Annotated in this window: 15 protein-coding genes; 4 read left to right on the top strand and 11 right to left on the bottom strand. The window is 67.6% G+C overall.

Annotated elements, in window-relative coordinates; translation table 11 throughout:
• Window positions 1–2 precede the first annotated feature (2 nt).
• From AC1DYI_RS01935 to urtA, 8 genes are all read right to left on the bottom strand, one after another.
• On the bottom strand, window positions 3–482 hold the full coding sequence (locus tag AC1DYI_RS01935; RefSeq protein WP_477202393.1) for a MarR family winged helix-turn-helix transcriptional regulator: 480 nt from the start codon (window positions 480–482) through the stop codon (window positions 3–5).
• Window positions 483–569: 87 nt separating this feature from the next.
• Window positions 570–1,217, bottom strand: coding sequence for a PEP-CTERM sorting domain-containing protein (locus AC1DYI_RS01930; protein ID WP_477202392.1), 648 nt, complete (start codon window positions 1,215–1,217; stop codon window positions 570–572).
• A gap of 129 nt (window positions 1,218–1,346) precedes the next feature.
• Window positions 1,347–2,393 (bottom strand): hypothetical protein, encoded by a 1,047-nt coding sequence (locus AC1DYI_RS01925; protein ID WP_477202391.1) that lies wholly within the window; start codon window positions 2,391–2,393, stop codon window positions 1,347–1,349.
• A gap of 66 nt (window positions 2,394–2,459) precedes the next feature.
• On the bottom strand, window positions 2,460–3,152 hold the full coding sequence (gene urtE, locus AC1DYI_RS01920; RefSeq protein ID WP_477202390.1) for an urea ABC transporter ATP-binding subunit UrtE: 693 nt from the start codon (window positions 3,150–3,152) through the stop codon (window positions 2,460–2,462).
• 434 nt (window positions 3,153–3,586) lie between these two features.
• On the bottom strand, window positions 3,587–4,468 hold the full coding sequence (gene urtD, locus AC1DYI_RS01915; RefSeq protein WP_477202389.1) for an urea ABC transporter ATP-binding protein UrtD: 882 nt from the start codon (window positions 4,466–4,468) through the stop codon (window positions 3,587–3,589).
• Complete coding sequence (gene urtC / locus AC1DYI_RS01910; RefSeq protein WP_477202409.1) at window positions 4,465–5,574, bottom strand: urea ABC transporter permease subunit UrtC; 1,110 nt, start codon at window positions 5,572–5,574, stop codon at window positions 4,465–4,467. The genes urtD and urtC overlap by 4 nt, the downstream gene beginning before the upstream one ends.
• Before the next feature lie 65 nt (window positions 5,575–5,639).
• A complete protein-coding gene (gene urtB, locus AC1DYI_RS01905) occupies window positions 5,640–7,226 on the bottom strand; it encodes an urea ABC transporter permease subunit UrtB (protein ID WP_477202388.1) in 1,587 nt (528 codons plus the stop codon).
• A 10-nt stretch (window positions 7,227–7,236) separates the two neighbouring features.
• Window positions 7,237–8,535 carry an urea ABC transporter substrate-binding protein gene (gene urtA / locus AC1DYI_RS01900; protein WP_477202387.1) on the bottom strand — a complete coding sequence of 433 codons (1,299 nt, stop codon included), beginning with the start codon at window positions 8,533–8,535 and terminating at the stop codon, window positions 7,237–7,239.
• 559 nt (window positions 8,536–9,094) lie between these two features.
• Between urtA and AC1DYI_RS01895 the strand changes: the two genes are divergently transcribed.
• The gene (locus tag AC1DYI_RS01895) at window positions 9,095–10,006 is read left to right on the top strand and encodes a response regulator (RefSeq protein WP_477202386.1); all 912 of its coding nucleotides are present in this window, start codon (window positions 9,095–9,097) and stop codon (window positions 10,004–10,006) included.
• Window position 10,007: 1 nt separating this feature from the next.
• Complete coding sequence (locus AC1DYI_RS01890; RefSeq protein ID WP_477202385.1) at window positions 10,008–10,949, top strand: hypothetical protein; 942 nt, start codon at window positions 10,008–10,010, stop codon at window positions 10,947–10,949.
• Between the two features lie 42 nt (window positions 10,950–10,991).
• On the opposite strand, the gene AC1DYI_RS01885 is transcribed toward AC1DYI_RS01890, so the two are convergent.
• The 3 genes from AC1DYI_RS01885 to AC1DYI_RS01875 all read right to left on the bottom strand — a co-directional run bounded on the left by AC1DYI_RS01885 (window position 10,992) and on the right by AC1DYI_RS01875 (window position 14,810).
• Entirely contained in the window at window positions 10,992–12,641 is a 1,650-nt protein-coding gene (locus AC1DYI_RS01885) for a GGDEF domain-containing protein (RefSeq protein ID WP_477202384.1), read from the bottom strand.
• A gap of 94 nt (window positions 12,642–12,735) precedes the next feature.
• Entirely contained in the window at window positions 12,736–14,202 is a 1,467-nt protein-coding gene (locus AC1DYI_RS01880) for a peptide MFS transporter (RefSeq protein WP_477202383.1), read from the bottom strand.
• Between the two features lie 179 nt (window positions 14,203–14,381).
• Window positions 14,382–14,810, bottom strand: a complete 429-nt coding sequence (locus tag AC1DYI_RS01875) for a hypothetical protein (RefSeq protein ID WP_477202382.1) — start codon at window positions 14,808–14,810, stop codon at window positions 14,382–14,384.
• Window positions 14,811–14,966: 156 nt separating this feature from the next.
• Between AC1DYI_RS01875 and AC1DYI_RS01870 the strand changes: the two genes are divergently transcribed.
• Together AC1DYI_RS01870 and AC1DYI_RS01865 are read left to right on the top strand one after the other, a co-directional pair.
• Entirely contained in the window at window positions 14,967–15,950 is a 984-nt protein-coding gene (locus AC1DYI_RS01870) for an NAD-dependent epimerase/dehydratase family protein (protein WP_477202381.1), read from the top strand.
• A 52-nt stretch (window positions 15,951–16,002) separates the two neighbouring features.
• On the top strand, window positions 16,003–16,428 hold the full coding sequence (locus AC1DYI_RS01865) for a hypothetical protein (RefSeq protein ID WP_477202380.1): 426 nt from the start codon (window positions 16,003–16,005) through the stop codon (window positions 16,426–16,428).
• Window positions 16,429–16,438 lie beyond the last annotated feature (10 nt).

The raw sequence follows: 16,438 nt of genomic DNA, 5'->3' as shown, positions 1-16,438 counted from the left end.
GGTCATCGGTCCTCGGGGGGTGAAGAAACGGGGGGCGCCACGGCTGCAGCGTGTGGTGACGGCACCGCGGCGATCAGCTGGCGCAAGCTCTGCAACAGCGCAGCGCGCTGCACCGCGTCCAGCGTTTCCGCAGCCACCGCCAGACGCGGCGTGTCGAGCACGTCGACCGCTTCGTCAAGCACAGCACGACCGACGGGGCTGAGCCAGATCTCGGCGCGACGGGCGTCGGTCGGATCAGGCTGCCGACTCAGCCAGCCTTGCGCTTCGAGCGCGGCTACCTTGACGCTCAGCGTCGACATCGCGCGGCCGAAGTGCTGCGCCATCTCGGACAACGTCATCGGCCCAGTCTGCGCCAGGTGCAGCAGCAGGGCCGTCGTCTCGGCCGATACCTTGTCGCGGCTGTCGTCGATGCGGCGCACGGCGACCCGGTACAACTCGCGGTAGAGCGAGCCGAATTCGCGTGCGAAATCTTGTTCGTCCATGCCGCTCAGTATCGCGACCGGACAATGCTTCGAACAGACCGAAGCATCTCCATCCGCCCAGCAGCGCCGGGCGGATGGCGGCCCCGATCAGGGCTTCTTCGCCAGCACCAGCGACAACGAGTCAGCGTAGCCGTCGTTGTAGGCGCCTTCGGTGCGGGTCATCACCAGCGTCACGCGGGCCGAGCGCGCACCCACCGGCACATCACCTACGGCCTTGCGCTTGAGCAAGCCGGTCACGCCACCACGGTCGGTCGACGTGACGGTGAGCAGGCTGACACTGCGCAGCTCAGCGCCAGCCGCATCGAGGAAGACAACCGCCAGGTCGGCATGATCGTTCTGCGTGGAGTAGCCGCCCAGATAGCCCGACAGCGTGCCGCGCACGGTACCGGCATCGATGTCGACGGCCAGCGGCTTCAGGTTCAGCGTGCGGGTGATCGACGACTGGGCGTTGTTCGGCCCACCGGCAAAGAACTGCATGCCGCGCTCGGCGGGTCCCGGGCTGTCCAAGGCCGGGAAGGCCGGTGTGCCGTAGACCACCACCGTGAAGTCGCCTTCGGCGGTCCACTTGGGTACGTCGACCACGGTGTAGCCGTCGGGCGATGCCGAGCCGGCCTCGGCGCCGCCATTGGTCAGCAGGTTCTTGTTCAGTGCCACGCCCCCCGCGATGGCGACCGGGACAAGGAGTTGGCTGGCCAGCAACAGGCCGAGCGTCCGGATGGTTCTTGCGTTCTTCATGTCAATTGTCTTCACGAAACGCAACGGACAACGCGCCCGCCGCGGCGCGCAGGGTATCGACAGGTATGGCGCGGGGCCATCCCTAGTGCCCCGTCTTCGACGCCGCAGGCGCTTCGGTGCCAGACGGGCTCAGCGCACTGGCGTTAGCAGCACAGTGCCAACTCCGGCCGGCCCGATGCCCTGGCCGACGATCTGTCCGCGCTGGTTGATGGCGGTCGGGAAGAAGCTGGTGAAGCCGTTGCGCAGCGGATCAGCCGCGTCGACGAGACTCCACAGCTCGCGCGTACCGTGGGTGGCGTCCCAGTAGAAGGCGGTTTCGTTTTGGCCGTCTTGCCACTGACGGCCCACGACCTGGCCGGCGTTGTTGATGTCGATCACGAACGTGTGCCCACCATGGGTCGCTTTGATCTCACGCAGCCCCTTGACGGCCGACCAGACGAAGGCGCGGCTGGTTTCGAACGGGTTCATGTTGCCGACGACCTGGCCACGGTCGTTCAGCGCCACGGCTTCGCTGCGGCACCTGGCGGCCTCATCGGCCTGCGTCGCGATGCAGCCCAGATCCTGCGGTGCCGCGCCGCGTGCCAGCACGGCCGCATGGCGTTCGCCGTTGGCTCCAACCACAAAACCGGCCACTTGGCCGTTGCGGTTGATGTCCAGCCCACCACTCTCCGATGCATCAGCCGGATGCAGGTCCACCATGCCGTCGGCCGCGCTCCAGACGAAGGCGTGCGACTGGCCGTCGGCCGCGCCACTGCTGCCGGCCGCCATGCCCAGGTTGTTCAGACTCTTGACGTCACTGTGCCGGCCTGGGCTCAAAGCCCCAAGCGCCTGCACGCCGCCCTGCCGATCACCCACGAACGCGGTCTCGTCGGCCAGCGTGCCGCCWACCTGCCCTGCCGTGTTGAAGGCGTAGGCGAGCGTGGCGTCAGGTCGCGAGTGCCACTGGTGCAGCGCGCCGGTCTTGGGCGTCCACACCACATAGGTGAGTCGCTGCCAGTAGGGGCGCAGGATCAGCACCTCGCCGCGGTCGTTCAACGCCATCGGCTGGTCGTCCTTGAACCAGCCCGGCGTCGGAAGGTCCACGAAGTCGATGCGGTAGGTCGGCAGTGCGGCCTGGGCAGACAAAGCCAGCGACAGGCCGAGCGCGGCCAGCGCGCGCGAAATCATGAATGACAAGGTGGATCCTCCGGTTTTATGCCGGCCCAGTCTAACTCGATTCCTCCGCGGCCCAGGATCCGGTCATCAGATCGACATGCGCGCGCGGACACCGTCAGTGCCCATGTCAGCGCCGCGCCCGCGGGCAACGATCTCGCCGCGCTCCATCACCAGGTACTGGTCGGCCAGTTCGGCGGCGAAGTCGTAGTACTGCTCGACCAGCACGATGGCCATCGTCTTGCGGTCGGCCAGCATGCGGATCACGCGGCCGATGTCCTTGATGATGCTGGGCTGGATGCCCTCGGTCGGCTCGTCGAGGATCAGCAGCTTCGGGCCCGCTGCCAACGCCCGGGCAATGGCCAGCTGTTGTTGCTGTCCGCCGGACAAGTCGCCCCCGCGGCGCGCGAGCATCTGCTTGAGCACGGGGAACAGTTCGAACAACTCGGGCGGGATCGCGGTACCGCCGGGCTTCGTCGCCAGGCCCATTCTCAGGTTGTCTTCCACCGTCAGACGACCGAAGACTTCGCGGCCTTGCGGCACATAGCCGATGCCGCACCGCGCACGTTCGTACGAAGTGGCTCGAGTGAGGTCAATGCCGTCGAGCTTGATGGTGCCGCTCTTGATGGGCACCACACCCATGAGGCTCTTCAGCAAGGTGGTCTTGCCGACGCCGTTGCGGCCGAGCACGACCGTGACTTCGCCGAGCTTGGCTTCGAAGCTCAGGCCCCGCAGGATGTGCGAGCCGCCGTAGTACTGGTTCAGAGAGTCGACGGCCAGCATCTCAGTTGTCCCTCGAACGTTGGCGGTTCGTTGACGCAAAGCCGCGTACGACGGTCGAGCTGGGCCGGCGGCTTGGGGCACGTTCTCCGGCCTGGCTCGCGGGGTGCCGGGGTGCGCTTGCCGAGGGATCTCGGTCGACACCGCGTTCTCGTGCAGCGGTTGGGGCGACCGCGAATGAAGGCCTGCGAACGCACCCCAAACCACCGGCCAAGGCACCACGAATGGCAGGCGACTGCGTGCCACGCCACCGGCGGTGCCTGCAGGGTGGCGGTGGTGACTCCGGGCGCCGGCCTTCATTCGCGGTCGCCCCAACGAAGGCTGGGCACCACGTTGTTGATGGAGATGCGCCGCGCAGTCTGCCAACAGCGGTCCGCGAGCGGCCGGCGACCGGGGGCACCGCTGCCACCCTGCCGCCGCAAGCGCCGCAGGTGGAATCAACGCCCAAGGTACACCTCCACCACCTGCTCATTCGCCTGCACGTCAGACAGCGTGCCCTCGGCCAACACACGCCCCTCGTGCAGCACCGTGACCTTCTTCCAGCCTTCGGTCAGCTGCTCGACGAACTTCATGTCGTGCTCCACCACCACCAGCGAATGCTGGCCCTCGAGCGAGAGGAACAGCTCCGCCGTGCGCTCGGTCTCTTCGTCGGTCATGCCGGCCACGGGCTCGTCGAGCAGCAGCAGCTTCGGGTCCTGCATCAGCAGCATGCCGATCTCCAGCCACTGCTTCTGGCCGTGGCTGAGCAGGCCTGCAGTGCGCTGCGCCTGGGGCAGCAGGTGGATTAGTTCCATCACCTCGCCGATGCGGTCCAGCTGTGCACCAGTCAGCCGCGAGAACAGGCTGGCGCGCACACGGCGGTCGGCGGCCAACGCCAGCTCAAGGTTCTCGAACACGCTGAGTTGTTCGTAGACCGTCGGCTTCTGAAACTTGCGACCGATGCCGATCTGCGCGATCGCGTTCTCGCGCAGCCGCAGCAGATCGATGTTCTGGCCGAAGCTGGCACTGCCCACGTCGGGCCGCGTCTTGCCGGTGATCACGTCCATCATCGTGGTCTTGCCGGCGCCGTTGGGGCCGATGATGCAACGCAGCTCGCCGACGTTGATCGCCAGGCTCAAAGCATTCAGCGCTTTGAAACCATCGAAGCTGACGGTGATGTCGTCAAGGTACAGCGCCACGCCATGGGCGAAGTCAGGCTCGTGCGCGTGGACCAGGCGGCCGAACGACGCACTGCGGCCACCCGAGCTTGCCGACACCTGCTCCTTCTGGCGCCAACGTTGCAGCGCCTCGGCACCAGCCTGTTGCAGCTCGGGAGTCATTCGGCAACGTCCTTCTTCTTTCGGCGCAGCTGGCTCGCCAAGCCCACCAGCCCGTTCGGCAAGAACAGCGTCACCGCGATGAACAACGCACCGAGGAAGTAGAGCCAGAACTCCGGCACCACCTGCGTGAACCAGCTCTTCGCGCCGTTGACGAAGAAGGCGCCGACGATCGGGCCGATCAATGTCGCGCGCCCGCCGACCGCGGCCCAGATCGCCATCTCGATCGACGCCGCCGGGCTCATCTCGCTCGGGTTGATGATGCCGACCTGCGGCACATAGAGCGCACCGGCCACGCCGCACATCACCGCCGACAGCGTCCAGATCGCCAGCTTGTAGGCCAGCGGGTCGTAGCCGGTGAACATCACGCGGCTCTCGGCGTCACGGATGGCCTGCAGCACGCGGCCGAACTTGCTGGTGACGATGGCCCGCGCCATCACGAAGAAGCCAATCAGCACGCAGCCGGTCAGCACGAACAGCAACATGCGCGTGGACGGTGTCGCGATCGGCGTGTCGAGGATGCGCTTGAAGTCGGTGAAGCCGTTGTTGCCGCCGAAACCAGTCTCATTGCGGAAGAACAGCAGCATCGCGGCGAAGGTCAGCGCCTGGGTGATGATCGAGAAGTACACGCCCTTGATGCGCGAGCGGAAGGCGAAGAAGCCGAACACCAGCGCCAGCAGCCCCGGCACCAGCAACACCATCAGCATCTGGAAGACGAAGCTGCCCGAGCCGGCCCAGTGCCAGGGCAACGCCTTCCAGTCGAGGAAGACCATGAAGTCCGGCAGCTCGCTCGCGTAGTTGCCGTCGCGACCGATCTGGCGCATCAGGTACATGCCCATCGCATAGCCGCCAAGTGCGAAGAACAGCCCGTGGCCCAGCGACAGGATGCCGGTATAGCCCCAGATCAGGTCGATCGCCAGCGCGCAGATCGCGTAGCACATGATCTTGCCGGTCAGTCCCACCGCGTAGTCGCTGAGGTGGAACACACTGTCCGCCGGCGCCACCAGATTGGCCAGCGGCACGGCGATCGCCACAAGGGCCAGCGCCAACAGCACACCGCCCCAGCCGGCCGGCGTCAACAACCGGCGGCGGTTGGCTGCCTGCAGCATCGACGCCTGATCCTGCACGGGCTGAATGTCGAGTGACCCGGATGCTTCGGGCATGCGGTCACGCCTCATGCCTCGGCGCTCCGGCCTTTCATCGCGAACAAGCCTTGCGGCCGCTTCTGGATGAAGACGACGATGAAGACGAGCACCATGATCTTGGCCAGCACCGCACCGGCCCAGCCTTCGAGCACCTTGTTCAGCACGCCCAGGCCCAGCGCGGCCAGCACGGTGCCGGCCAGCTGGCCGACGCCGCCGAGCACGACGACCATGAACGAGTCGACGATGTAGCTCTGCCCCAGGTCCGGCCCGACGTTGCCGACCTGCGCCAATGCACAACCGGCGAGCCCGGCGATGCCGGYGCCGAGCGAGAACGCATAGGTGTCGATGCGCGCCGTGTTGACGCCCACGCACGCGGCCATGCGGCGGTTCTGCGTCACGCTGCGCACGAACAAACCGAGCCGCGTGCGCGCGATCAGCAGCGCCACGCCGGCCAGCACCAGCAGCGCGAAGGCGATGATCGCGATGCGGTTGAACGGCAGCGTCAGGTTGCTCATCACCGCGACGCCACCAGACAACCAGGCCGGGTTCTCGACCGGCACGTTCTGCGCACCAAACAGCGTGCGCACCGACTGCATCAGCACCAGACTGATGCCCCAGGTGGCCAGCAAGGTTTCGAGCGGCCGGCCATAGAGCCAGCGGATCACGCTGCGTTCGAGCACGGCACCGACCAGTGCCGCGACGATGAACGAGGCCGGCACCGCGGCCCACAGGTAATAGTCGAACGCACCCGGCACATGCGCCCGGAACAGGTTCTGCACCACATAGGTCGCGTAGGCGCCGATCATCATCAGCTCGCCATGGGCCATGTTGATCACGCCCATCAGCCCGTAGGTGATCGCCAGGCCCAGCGCCACCAGCAGCAGGATGCTGCCCAGGCTGATGCCGGTGAAGACCACGCCCAGCCGCTCGCCCCAGACCAGCCGACGCGACACCTTGTCGATTGACTGGCGCAGCGCGGCGCGCACGTCGGCGTCGGGTTCCACGCCGTCGGCCAGGCGCTCCAGCAGCAGCGCCTTGACCGTTGGCTCGCCGCTTTCACCCAGTGCCTGCGCCGCGTTCAATCGCTTGGCCGGGTCACTGCTCGCGACCAACACGCCGGCACGCATGCGGCCCAGTTGCGCCTTCAGCGCCGCGTCGCTCTCGGTGGCCCAGGCCTTCTCAATGAGAGGCAGTTGTGCTTCGTCCGTCGCCTGTTTGCCCAGCTCATCCAGCGCCGCCGCGCGCACGCTGCGCTCGGGCGACAGCAGGCGCAACGAGGCCAGTGTCGCTTGAAGCGCCCCGCGCATGCGGTTGTTGTTGACCACGTCTTCGGCGTCGCTGGGTAAGGCAGTGGCTGCGCCGGTCGCCGCGTCCACCGCCTTGTCCCCCTCCACGACCAGCACCTGCGTCGGCGTCAGCTTCACCGCATCGTCGAGCAAGGCCTGCACGAACGTGGCCAGGCTCGGCTCGGCAGCCGCGGCAGCTGCGCCAAGGGCCGCCACCCGCGCATCGGTGTCGCCCTCGGCGATGGCCCGGGTCTGCAACGCCGTCAGCGCGTAGGCTGACGACGCTGCACACAAGACACAGATCAGCAGCAGATGACGCAGCCCCCGCATCACGCTACGCTCAGCTCTTCTTTTCGGGCACGTTTTTCTTGCCTTTGTTCTCGGGGATGTAGTCGCTCCACGGGTCGGCCTGCACCGGACCCGGTGTCTTCCACACCACGTTGAACTGGCCATCGGCCTTGACCTCGCCGATGAACACCGGCTTCCACAGGTGGTGGTTCTCCTTGTCCATCGTGCTGACGAAACCGCCCGGCGCCTTGAAGGTCTCGCCGGCCATCGCGGCGATCACCTTGTCGGTGTCGGTCGACTTGGCCTTGGCCACCGCGTCAGCCCACATGTGCACGCCGATGTACGTGGCTTCCATCGGGTCGTTCGTCAGCGGCTTGTCCTTGTGGCCGGCCACCCCCTTGGTCTTGGCGTAGTCGCCCCACTTCTTGACGAACTCGGTGTTGGCCGGGCTCTTGATCGACATGAAGTAGTTCCAGGCCGCGAGGTGGCCGACCAGCGGCTTCGTGTCGACGCCGCGCAGCTCTTCTTCGCCGACCGAGAAGGCCACGACCGGCACGTCGGTCGCCTTCAGGCCCTGGTTGCCCAGCTCTTTGTAGAACGGCACGTTGGAGTCGCCGTTGATCGTCGACACCACCGCGGTCTTCTTGCCCTCGGCCGAGAACTTCTTGATCTTGGCGATGATGCTCTGGTAGTCGGCATGGCCGAAGGGCGTGTACTCCTCGATGATGTCGGCGTCGGCCACGCCCTTGCTGTGCAGGAAGGCGCGCAGGATCTTGTTGGTCGTGCGCGGGTAGACGTAGTCGGTGCCCAGCAGCACGAAGCGCTTGGCGCCGCCGCCGTCCTTGCTCATCAGGTACTCGACCGCGGGGATCGCCTGCTGGTTCGGCGCGGCGCCGGTATAGAAGACGTTCTTGCTCAGCTCTTCACCCTCGTACTGCACGGGGTAGAACAGCAGCGAGTTGGTCTCTTCAAACACCGGCAGCACCGACTTGCGGCTCACGCTCGTCCAGCAGCCGAAGACCACGGCCACCTTGTCTTGCGTGATCAGCTGCTTGGCCTTTTCGGCGAACAGCGGCCAGTTCGAAGCCGGGTCCACGACCACTGGCTCCAGCTTCTTGCCGAGCACGCCGCCCTTGGCGTTGATCTCGTCGATCGCCATCAGCACGGTGTCCTTCAGCACCGTTTCCGAGATGGCCATGGTGCCTGACAGGCTGTGCAGCACGCCGACCTTGATGGTGTCGGCGGCCTGGGCCCACATCGGCAGGCTGAGTGCAGCGGTGGCCAGCGCCACGGCGCCAAGCTGGCGAGCGAACTGGCGGCGGGGGCGGGCAGATGGGCGGTGCGTGCTCATGGTGGCGATACTCCTGCGGGGTTGAAACAGACGCCCYGCAGGGTAGGCAGCCAAGCTCCGTGACGAAATACGCCGGATGGCGTACAGACCTCTCCACTTGCCCAGAAGGGAGCACCGTCTCGCCATGGAAACGCGAGGGCCTGCTAACGCATAAATCGCGGTCGCGTGGCCGTCCAGAGCGGGCGCAATCTAGGCGCGAGGWCATCGACGTGGTCGATCCCACGTCGGTGRYCTCGTAACAACGARTSCGCCCRCTCTGGMCGGTCACCCGAAGGGCCGGGGTGCTYTGGGGCGCATCGCGTCGTTRCCGGCMGCGGCWCGGGCACCAAGCCCGTGCCGTTGCCGGCGTCTAGCGCTGCATCCCCAGAGCACCCCGGCGCGGCCGTGATTTRTGCGTTARCAGGCCCTACCTGTCACGTTCGCGACATGCGACCCTCAAGCTGGCCGCTGGCGTTGCCGATACCGCGACATGGCCTGGTTGTGAAGGGCCTTCCCGAATGCAAAAAATGTCACGCTGCTGTTTGTATCCCCGCTGCGCTGGCACCCTGGAGGTCCACTCGTGAGCGCGGTCGCCACTCCGGTGGGGACCCGTCGCGTGCTCGTGGTCGACGACAGTCGGGCCATGCAGGCCATCATCCGGCGCGTGCTCGAAAGCCAGGCGCTCGGGCGCACCGAGGTGGAGACCGTCGCCTCCGGCGAGGCCGCACTCGACGCGCTGGAGCGGGGGTTGCCGAACCTCATCGTGTCCGACTGGCACATGCCCGGCATGAGCGGCATCGAGCTGTTGCAGACCGTGCGTCAGCTGGGCCACAGTGAGCTGGCGATAGGCTTCGTGACCACCGAGACCACGCCCGCGCTGCTGCAGCAGGCGTTGACCAACGGCGCCGCCTTCATCGTGCACAAGCCCTTCCACGACCACGAGCTGCTGGCCGCGGTGGGCAATGTGCTCAGCCGCCCGGCCGTGGCCGAGCCCAACGCCGGGTCCGCCGAGCCGGTGCAGGGCGTTCGTGCGCTGCGCCGTTTCATCCAGGCCTGGATGCCGGGCGTGCCTTTCCGCGTGATCGAAGGCGAAAAATTCGACAGCACCCACCTGACCCAGCAGAACCTGCTGGCGGTGTATTCACCCGAAGAGGGCGGCAACCTGTGCGCACTGGCTGCGGCCAACCTGCCGGCGCTGTGCATGCTGGGCGGCAGCGCGATCCAGGCCGACCCGAAAGACATCCGCCGCGCGATCCAGGAGGGCACGCCGAGCCAGGAAATGGTCGACAGCGGCATCGCGTTCTTCCGCGACATGACCCCGCTGCTGCTGAGCCAGATCGGCGTGAGCGACGCCCGCTTCAAGGGCGCCAACCTGGTGGCGCGCGATTTCGCGAAGTTGCGCGCCGCGGTCGACGACTCGGTCGCGCGTGCCGATTACCGTCTTTCCGTCCCTGGCTATGGCGACGGGCRCCTGGTCTTCATCAGAGCCTGAGATGAGCCTCGCTGACCTGGGCATCCTCGCGGTCGTCGTGTGCAACGTGCTGTTCCTGGCACTGTGCACCTACATGGCCTACCGCATGATGATCCACATGCGCGACAGCCAGGCCGATTTGTCGGCCTTCGCGAACAGCCTGAAGGCCCATGCCGCGCGGCTGAACCGCACCGCCGACAACACGCTGGAGGTGTTTGCCGACACCAGGCGCGAACTGGCCAAGCTGATCGAGACCGCCCGCGGCGGGCTGGGTGGTGGACGTGCGCAGCAACAACCCAATGGCCGCCCCAGCGACCCCTATCAGCAGTGGGCCGCACGTGACCCGAAGGCGCTGAACCGGTTGATCGACCAGCAAGGCAACATCCTGGACGAGGTGTCGAAGGTCGACGCCAAACAGTTCGATGAGTGGCGCCGCGTCAAGCAGGTCGAGCTGGACCGTTTGCTGCAGCAGAAGCAGCACGTGCAGCAAGAGTTCCAGCGCCTGCGCCAGGCCCATGACGACGCAGTGCACAAGCTGCGCGAGCACGAGCTGCGTAGCCGCCAGTATCAAAAGGCCACCGCCGAAGCCGGCACGCTGCGCGGCGAGCTGGGCGAGATGCGCCAGCAACTTCAGCAAGCCCAGGCACGCGCCTTTGCCGCGGAGCAACTGGCCGAGGCCTCGCAAGCAGCCGGTGGCGGCCGCAGCGGTGACGGCGACAGCGCCGCCGCACCTTCACCGCGGGTGAAGGAGCTGGCCGCGCAACTGGCCGAAGCCGAAGCCGACCGCCAGCGCCTGCGCCGCCAGCTGGAGCAGATCCAGGACAACCTGAAGCGCACGCTGACGGAAAAAGAATTCATCGAAGACCGCTTCCTGCAGCTCGACGCCGACCGGCAGGAAGCCGCTGCGCCGGCGGCGGAGGCAGCCGCGCAAGAGGACTCGACGATGGTCGTGCTGCCGGCTTGAGCTTGGCTTAGCTGACGCGAATCCACGCGGCGCGGCGCCGCCTCAGCTGCCGCTCTCGACGCGGTTGCGTCCCGCTGTCTTGGCCGCGTAGAGCCGCTGGTCAGCCAACGCCAGGCCACTCGCCGGGTCGGTGCAGGTGGCGATGTCCACGAGCCCCACGCTGATCGTCACTTTCAGGCCGCGGGCGATCGCGCCCCAATCCGTCGCCTCGACGGCGGCGCGCAACCGTTCGCAAGCGACCCGCGCCAACACCAGATGAATGCGCGAGAACGCGACGGTGAATTCTTCGCCGCCGTAGCGCGCCACCAGGTCGCCGCCTCGGCACTGAGCCTGCAGCACCCGGCCCAGTTCGCGCAACACGGCGTCGCCCACGGCATGCGAGAAGTCATCGTTGACGTGCTTGAAGTGATCGACGTCCAGCATCGCCACGCACATCGGCATCGACGCTTGGCGTGCCGCCAGGTGCATGCGCGCCAGCTCGGCGTCGAGATGGCGGCGATTGGCCAGTCCGGTCAGAGGGTCCAGCAGCGCTTCACGGCTGAGCAGCCGCGCGCGTTCGGCCATCTCGGAGTGCGAGCGCAGCAGCGACTCGGCGCGCAGGCGCTCTTGCTGCGCTTCGGCCCGTGCACGTTCGGTGTCCAGGCGCACCGCCAGGACCTGCGCGCGCTGGTTGGCGCGCACCAAGGCCTGACCGCTGCTGAGCTGGTGGAACCGCTCGTGGTGAGCAAGCGCACGCTCGAACTGGCCTGCCTGCTTTTCGATCTTGTAGGCGGTCTCGTAAAGGCGGTCGGTGCCATGCTTGCTGCCCAGGCTCTCTGCCAGCGCGATGCCCTCGTTGGCCGCCTGCCGCGCAGCGTCCAGGTCGCCCCGGTCCAGATGGATCTGCGCCGCACAGGTCATCGAGTAGATCTCGGCCATCGAGGTGCCCGAAGCCCGGGCCAGCGCGCGGTGCTGGTCCAGTTGCTCCAAGGCCTCGTCGACACGGCCCAGTTCGTACAGGGCAGAGGCCAGGTTGGGAATGAACGTGACACGCAGGGACGGCAGCGCCGCCGCTTCGGCCAGTTCCAGCGCCTTCCGCGTGGACTCGGCGCTCGCCTCGAACGCAGCGATCGCCTCAGGGCTGCGGCCGGCGGCGCGATGAAGGACCCCGAGATCGAGCTGGCGGCCACCGATGTTGCCCATCGCCATGATCTCCTGGCGGCGGCTGGGCAGGCGGCGGGCTGTCTGGCTCGCCCGCTCGTGCCACAGCGTGGCGTGCAAAGGGTCTTCGAGGTTGGCGTAGACCACGCCAAGGCGGTTCTCGGCGTGAAACCGCAGCAGCGGCTCGTCCTCTGCTTCGGCCTGGGGCAACGCCCCTTCCAGCTCCTTCAGCGCCGTCTCGAAATCGCCGATCGCGATCAAGACCTGCGCCGAAGCGGTGGCCACCCGCGCGTTCAGTGATGGATCGTGGAGTTCACGGGCCAACGCCTGCGCCTGGCCGACATGGCGCGCCGCGAGCGGGAAGTCGGCACTTCGCTCGGCCAGGGTCGCGGCCAGCAGCAAGGCCCGTACCTCATGCGTCTTGGCGCCCGTCTGCGCGGCATACGACAGGGCCTCGGTGACCAGCCTGCCGGCTTCGGCGTTGGCATCTGCGTCCAGGGCTTGCACAGCCTGCTGGAGCAATTCATCAAGGGTGCTCGTGGTGCCCTCCATCGGCAGGAACTGGCGAAACACAGCTCACCATGATAGGCAAGCTGGCCCCGCCTGAGGGCGGCACTTTTCATGCCGGCGCCGTCACCGGCGCCGGTCAATTCGCCGCAGGCACTCCATCCAGCCGCGGCTGCGGCTTGGCGCTGAAGTCGTCCGCCGTCAGCAGCTTGCCGAAGAAGAAACGGCAGACCAGCAGCAGCACGCCGGCACTGGCCACCAGCAGCGCGTGCAGGCCCCAGAAGTCGCGGCCCGGCATGGTCTCGAGGAAGCCCGCCAGCCAGCCGACAAAGGTGTTGCCGATGAACAGGTGCAGGTAGTAGATGCCGATCACCAGGCCTTCCAGGCTTCTCGGCGCGGCGCGCGAATACAGCGCCAGGCCCACCGGCAGGATGTTGGCGAAGCCCAGGTCGTTGACGATCGTGTATGCCAGCGTCCAGACGAAGCTGACCTTCTGGTCCGTGCCTTCGACCATGCCGGCGGCCAGCGCGATCAATGCCGGCCCGCCCGCCCCCACCAGCGCGCCGAGCGCCATCTTCATCAGGTCGTCCGGCTCGCGCCGGCGCGTGGCCCACCAGCGCCAGAACGCGATCGACAGAATCATCGTGCCGGTGCTGATGAACGCGTCCACCGCCTGCAGCCAGGTCACCGRAACCTGCCAGCCGAACAGCACCAGGTCCATGTACTTCTGCGACCACAGCGGGAAGGCGTTGTTGTATTGCTGGTTGCCGACGATCGACAACGYCAGCACCGGGATCAACAGCAGCAGCAGCGACAAGCGCAGCTTCTCTTCACCGGTCATGCGCGGGTGAGCGACGGCAGCGGCCGCCGCGCCCTCGCGCCGGGCCTTCAGGTTGTGCTCGGGCGGCAGCCAGCGCCGGCCGGCCAGGTAGACCACCAGACCCACCAACATGCCGACACCGGCGGCGCCGAAGCCCCAGTGCCAGGCCACTTTTTCGCCCAGCGTGCCGCAGACGATGGGGGCCAGGATCACCGCGATCTGTACCGCGAGCATGAAGATCTGGAACGCGCTTGCCCGCCGCTTGTCGCCCGGGGCGTACAGGTCACCGACCTGGGCCGCGATGTTGCCCTTGAAGCAACCCACGCCGAGCAGCAGGCAGGCCAGTGCGAACAGCAGGCTGCCTTCGAAGGCCATCAGGAAGTGGCCAAGCGCCATCAGACAGGCGCCGATCACGACCGTCCTCGTGCGGCCGAGCCAACGGTCGGCGACCAGGCCACCAAACAGCGGCGTCAGGTAGACGAAGCCGGCGTACAGACCGAAGACGACCGAGGCCAGCTGCTGCGGCGAGCGCGAGCCGGTGACGCCTTCGATCAACCCGCGCAGGCCGTCCATGCCGGTCACGTGGCCGATGTTTTCCGGCAGGAACAGGTAGTTGCTGAGGTACAGCACCAGCAGCGCCTGCATGCCGTAGTAGGAGAAGCGCTCCCACAGCTCGCAGAAGGCGAGCCAGCCGAGGCCGGCCGGGTGGCCGAAGAACGCGCGGTCGGCGCGGGCGCTGCCGGCAGAGCCAGCATCGAGCGGGGTCGGGGTGGAGCTCGAAGACACGGGAGTAGGTGAACCAAAGTGGTGCGAAGCCCGCGACTGTCGTCGAAACCGGCCGCGATCACAACTCCCAACGACCCTCAGGGGGTTCTCACCCAGCGACGCGCAATCAGGTTCGTGGCGGCCGCGCCGAGCCGCCGCAGGAATTCCTGTCGAATGGCCTATCGATCAGCCATCCGCTGTCATCGGCCCGATCCACTGCCCGATGGGGGCGGTGACGTGTCGCTGGCGACTGGCGCGTGCACGCAGGCGGCTTGACGCTGCGGGTCGGCCAGCGCCTTGCACCGTGCGACCCGGTCGTCGACCTTGCCAGGTACGGCCGCAGCATCCCGAGCTGCAGCGTTGGCTGCCGTGTCGGGCGGGGGCTTCCTGCCGAACGGCACGACCACCTGCGCCTTCGCCGGCCGCTCGGGCTGCGAGCCATCGGGAAACTGCGCGAGGTCGCGCTGCTCTTCGCCGGTCAGCGACCGACGGACGGGCTTGGTTGGCACAGGCGCAGAGGCGCCGGAGGCTGCCACCGCGGCGGCGGGTGGTGGCGCCTGCACGGGCGGCTGCGATTGCGTCAACGCCGACGCTGCGAGCACGATCATCGCGATGAGTGGTCTTTTCATGGCGCCTCCTTCGTGCGGCATTCGCCACACATTCCACCAGCCTGCGCTCGCATTCGCTTCGGGGCTGTAGGAACACCGGCCGTTCACGCCTCGGCGCGCGCCGCACGGGCCGTTGCCCCGCCGCGCGCTTCCACCAAGATGTGACACGATTCGCCCATGCCACCTTCCACCTCGTTCGACCTGCTCGTGCTCGGCGGCACGGTCTTCCTGGGCCGCCATGTCGTCGAAGCGGCCTTGGCTGCGGGCCACCGCGTGACGCTGTTCAACCGCGGCAGCCACGCCATCACCTGGCCGGGCTCGGTTGAATCGCTGGTGGGGGACCGCGACGGCGACACCTCGGCACTGCGCGGCCGGCGCTTCGACGCGGTGATCGATTGCAGCGGCTACCGGTCTGGGCAGATCGACTCGGTGGCCGCCTCGCTCGGGCCGGACCTGCCGCACTGGGTGTTCGTCTCGACGATCTCGGTGGTGGAGCGCTATCCGGCCGGCCAGTCGTACGACGAAACGGCACCGGTCACCCCGGCCACCAACGGCTACGGCGGCGAAAAGGCACGTGCGGAAGAAACGCTGCGGGCGCTGTGCCCGGACCGGGCGGCGATCGTCCGGCCAGGTCTCATCGTTGGCCGGCATGACCCGACCGGCCGCTTCGCGTACTGGCCCTGGCGCGTCGCGCAAGGCGGCGAAGTGTTGGCACCCGGCCGGCCCGAACGGCCGGTGCAGGTGATCGACGTGCGTGACCTGGCCGCCTGGTGCGTCCGGCTGGCCGAATCACGCACCGCCGGCACGTTCAACGCCGTGGGCCCGCAGATGGCCATGCAGACGGTGTTGGACACCTGCCGCGACGCCTGCAGCGCCGATGCCCGTTTCGTCTGGTGCTCCGACGCCGACTTGCTCGCCGCCGACGTGGCACCGTGGACCGGCCTGCCGCTGTGGATCCCACAGGACGATGCCGACTTCGGCGGCATGCTGCTGGCCCGCAACGACCGTGCCGTCGCGGCGGGCCTGCGCTGCCGTCCGCTGGCCGACACCGTGGCCGACACRCTGGCGGCACTGCTCGCCGAGCCCGACAGCGTGGCCTTTCCGAATGTGATCTCGCGCGAGCTCGAGACCCGGCTGATCGGCACCAGGCCGGTGACCTGAGCACGCGCCTTATCCACGGCACCGCCCCACGACCCTTGAAGGCACTTCGACCATGCCGATCGACAAGCCCACCCTCGACGCCATCGCCAGGGCCTACGTGGTCGGGATGACCAGCATCCGCGGCCGGCGGGTGCATCGGCTGTTGGTGCGCGAATGGGCGCACTACGACCGGGTGCTGCGGGCCACGGCGGAAGACGGTGTGGTGGCGCTGCTCGCGCTGGGTGAGGACGGCGGCGCCGCGGTGTGCCGAACCGACGGGCGTGGCACCGCCGTGACGATCGAGGCCTGGGCGCGGCTGGACGGCGCCCGCGTGTCGACCTCGTTCGACCTGAGCAAGGACTCGCTGCCGGTTGTGGGATGGACCGTGTCGCACCCCGGCTTTGCCCGCGTCGGCGGCGCGCTGATGATCCATGCGGCCGATCTGCCGCCCGGCGAACACAAGCAGGTGATCGACGTGCTGCGCCGCCTCGGCCAGTAGCGTTGCGTCG

It is taken from the genome of Ideonella sp. P3_A4 (assembly GCF_056403075.1).
The sequence above is the reverse complement of the archived record's forward strand: the minus strand, read 5'-3'. Positions and strand labels throughout refer to the sequence as shown.

Bases quoted from the DNA above. Each gene is read 5' to 3' on its own strand.
- urtE (WP_477202390.1), bottom strand. From the start codon at position 3,152: ATGCTGGCCGTCGACTCTCTGAACCAGTACTACGGCGGCTCGCACATC.
- AC1DYI_RS01935 (WP_477202393.1), bottom strand. From the start codon at position 482: ATGGACGAACAAGATTTCGCACGCGAATTCGGCTCGCTCTACCGCGAG.
- AC1DYI_RS01875 (WP_477202382.1), bottom strand. From the start codon at position 14,810: ATGAAAAGACCACTCATCGCGATGATCGTGCTCGCAGCGTCGGCGTTG.
- urtC (WP_477202409.1), bottom strand. From the start codon at position 5,574: ATGCTGCAGGCAGCCAACCGCCGCCGGTTGTTGACGCCGGCCGGCTGG.
- AC1DYI_RS01930 (WP_477202392.1), bottom strand. From the start codon at position 1,217: ATGAAGAACGCAAGAACCATCCGGACGCTCGGCCTGTTGCTGGCCAGC.
- AC1DYI_RS01865 (WP_477202380.1), top strand. From the start codon at position 16,003: ATGCCGATCGACAAGCCCACCCTCGACGCCATCGCCAGGGCCTACGTG.
- AC1DYI_RS01890 (WP_477202385.1), top strand. From the start codon at position 10,008: ATGAGCCTCGCTGACCTGGGCATCCTCGCGGTCGTCGTGTGCAACGTG.
- urtD (WP_477202389.1), bottom strand. From the start codon at position 4,468: ATGACTCCCGAGCTGCAACAGGCTGGTGCCGAGGCGCTGCAACGTTGG.
- AC1DYI_RS01885 (WP_477202384.1), bottom strand. From the start codon at position 12,641: ATGGAGGGCACCACGAGCACCCTTGATGAATTGCTCCAGCAGGCTGTG.
- urtA (WP_477202387.1), bottom strand. From the start codon at position 8,535: ATGAGCACGCACCGCCCATCTGCCCGCCCCCGCCGCCAGTTCGCTCGC.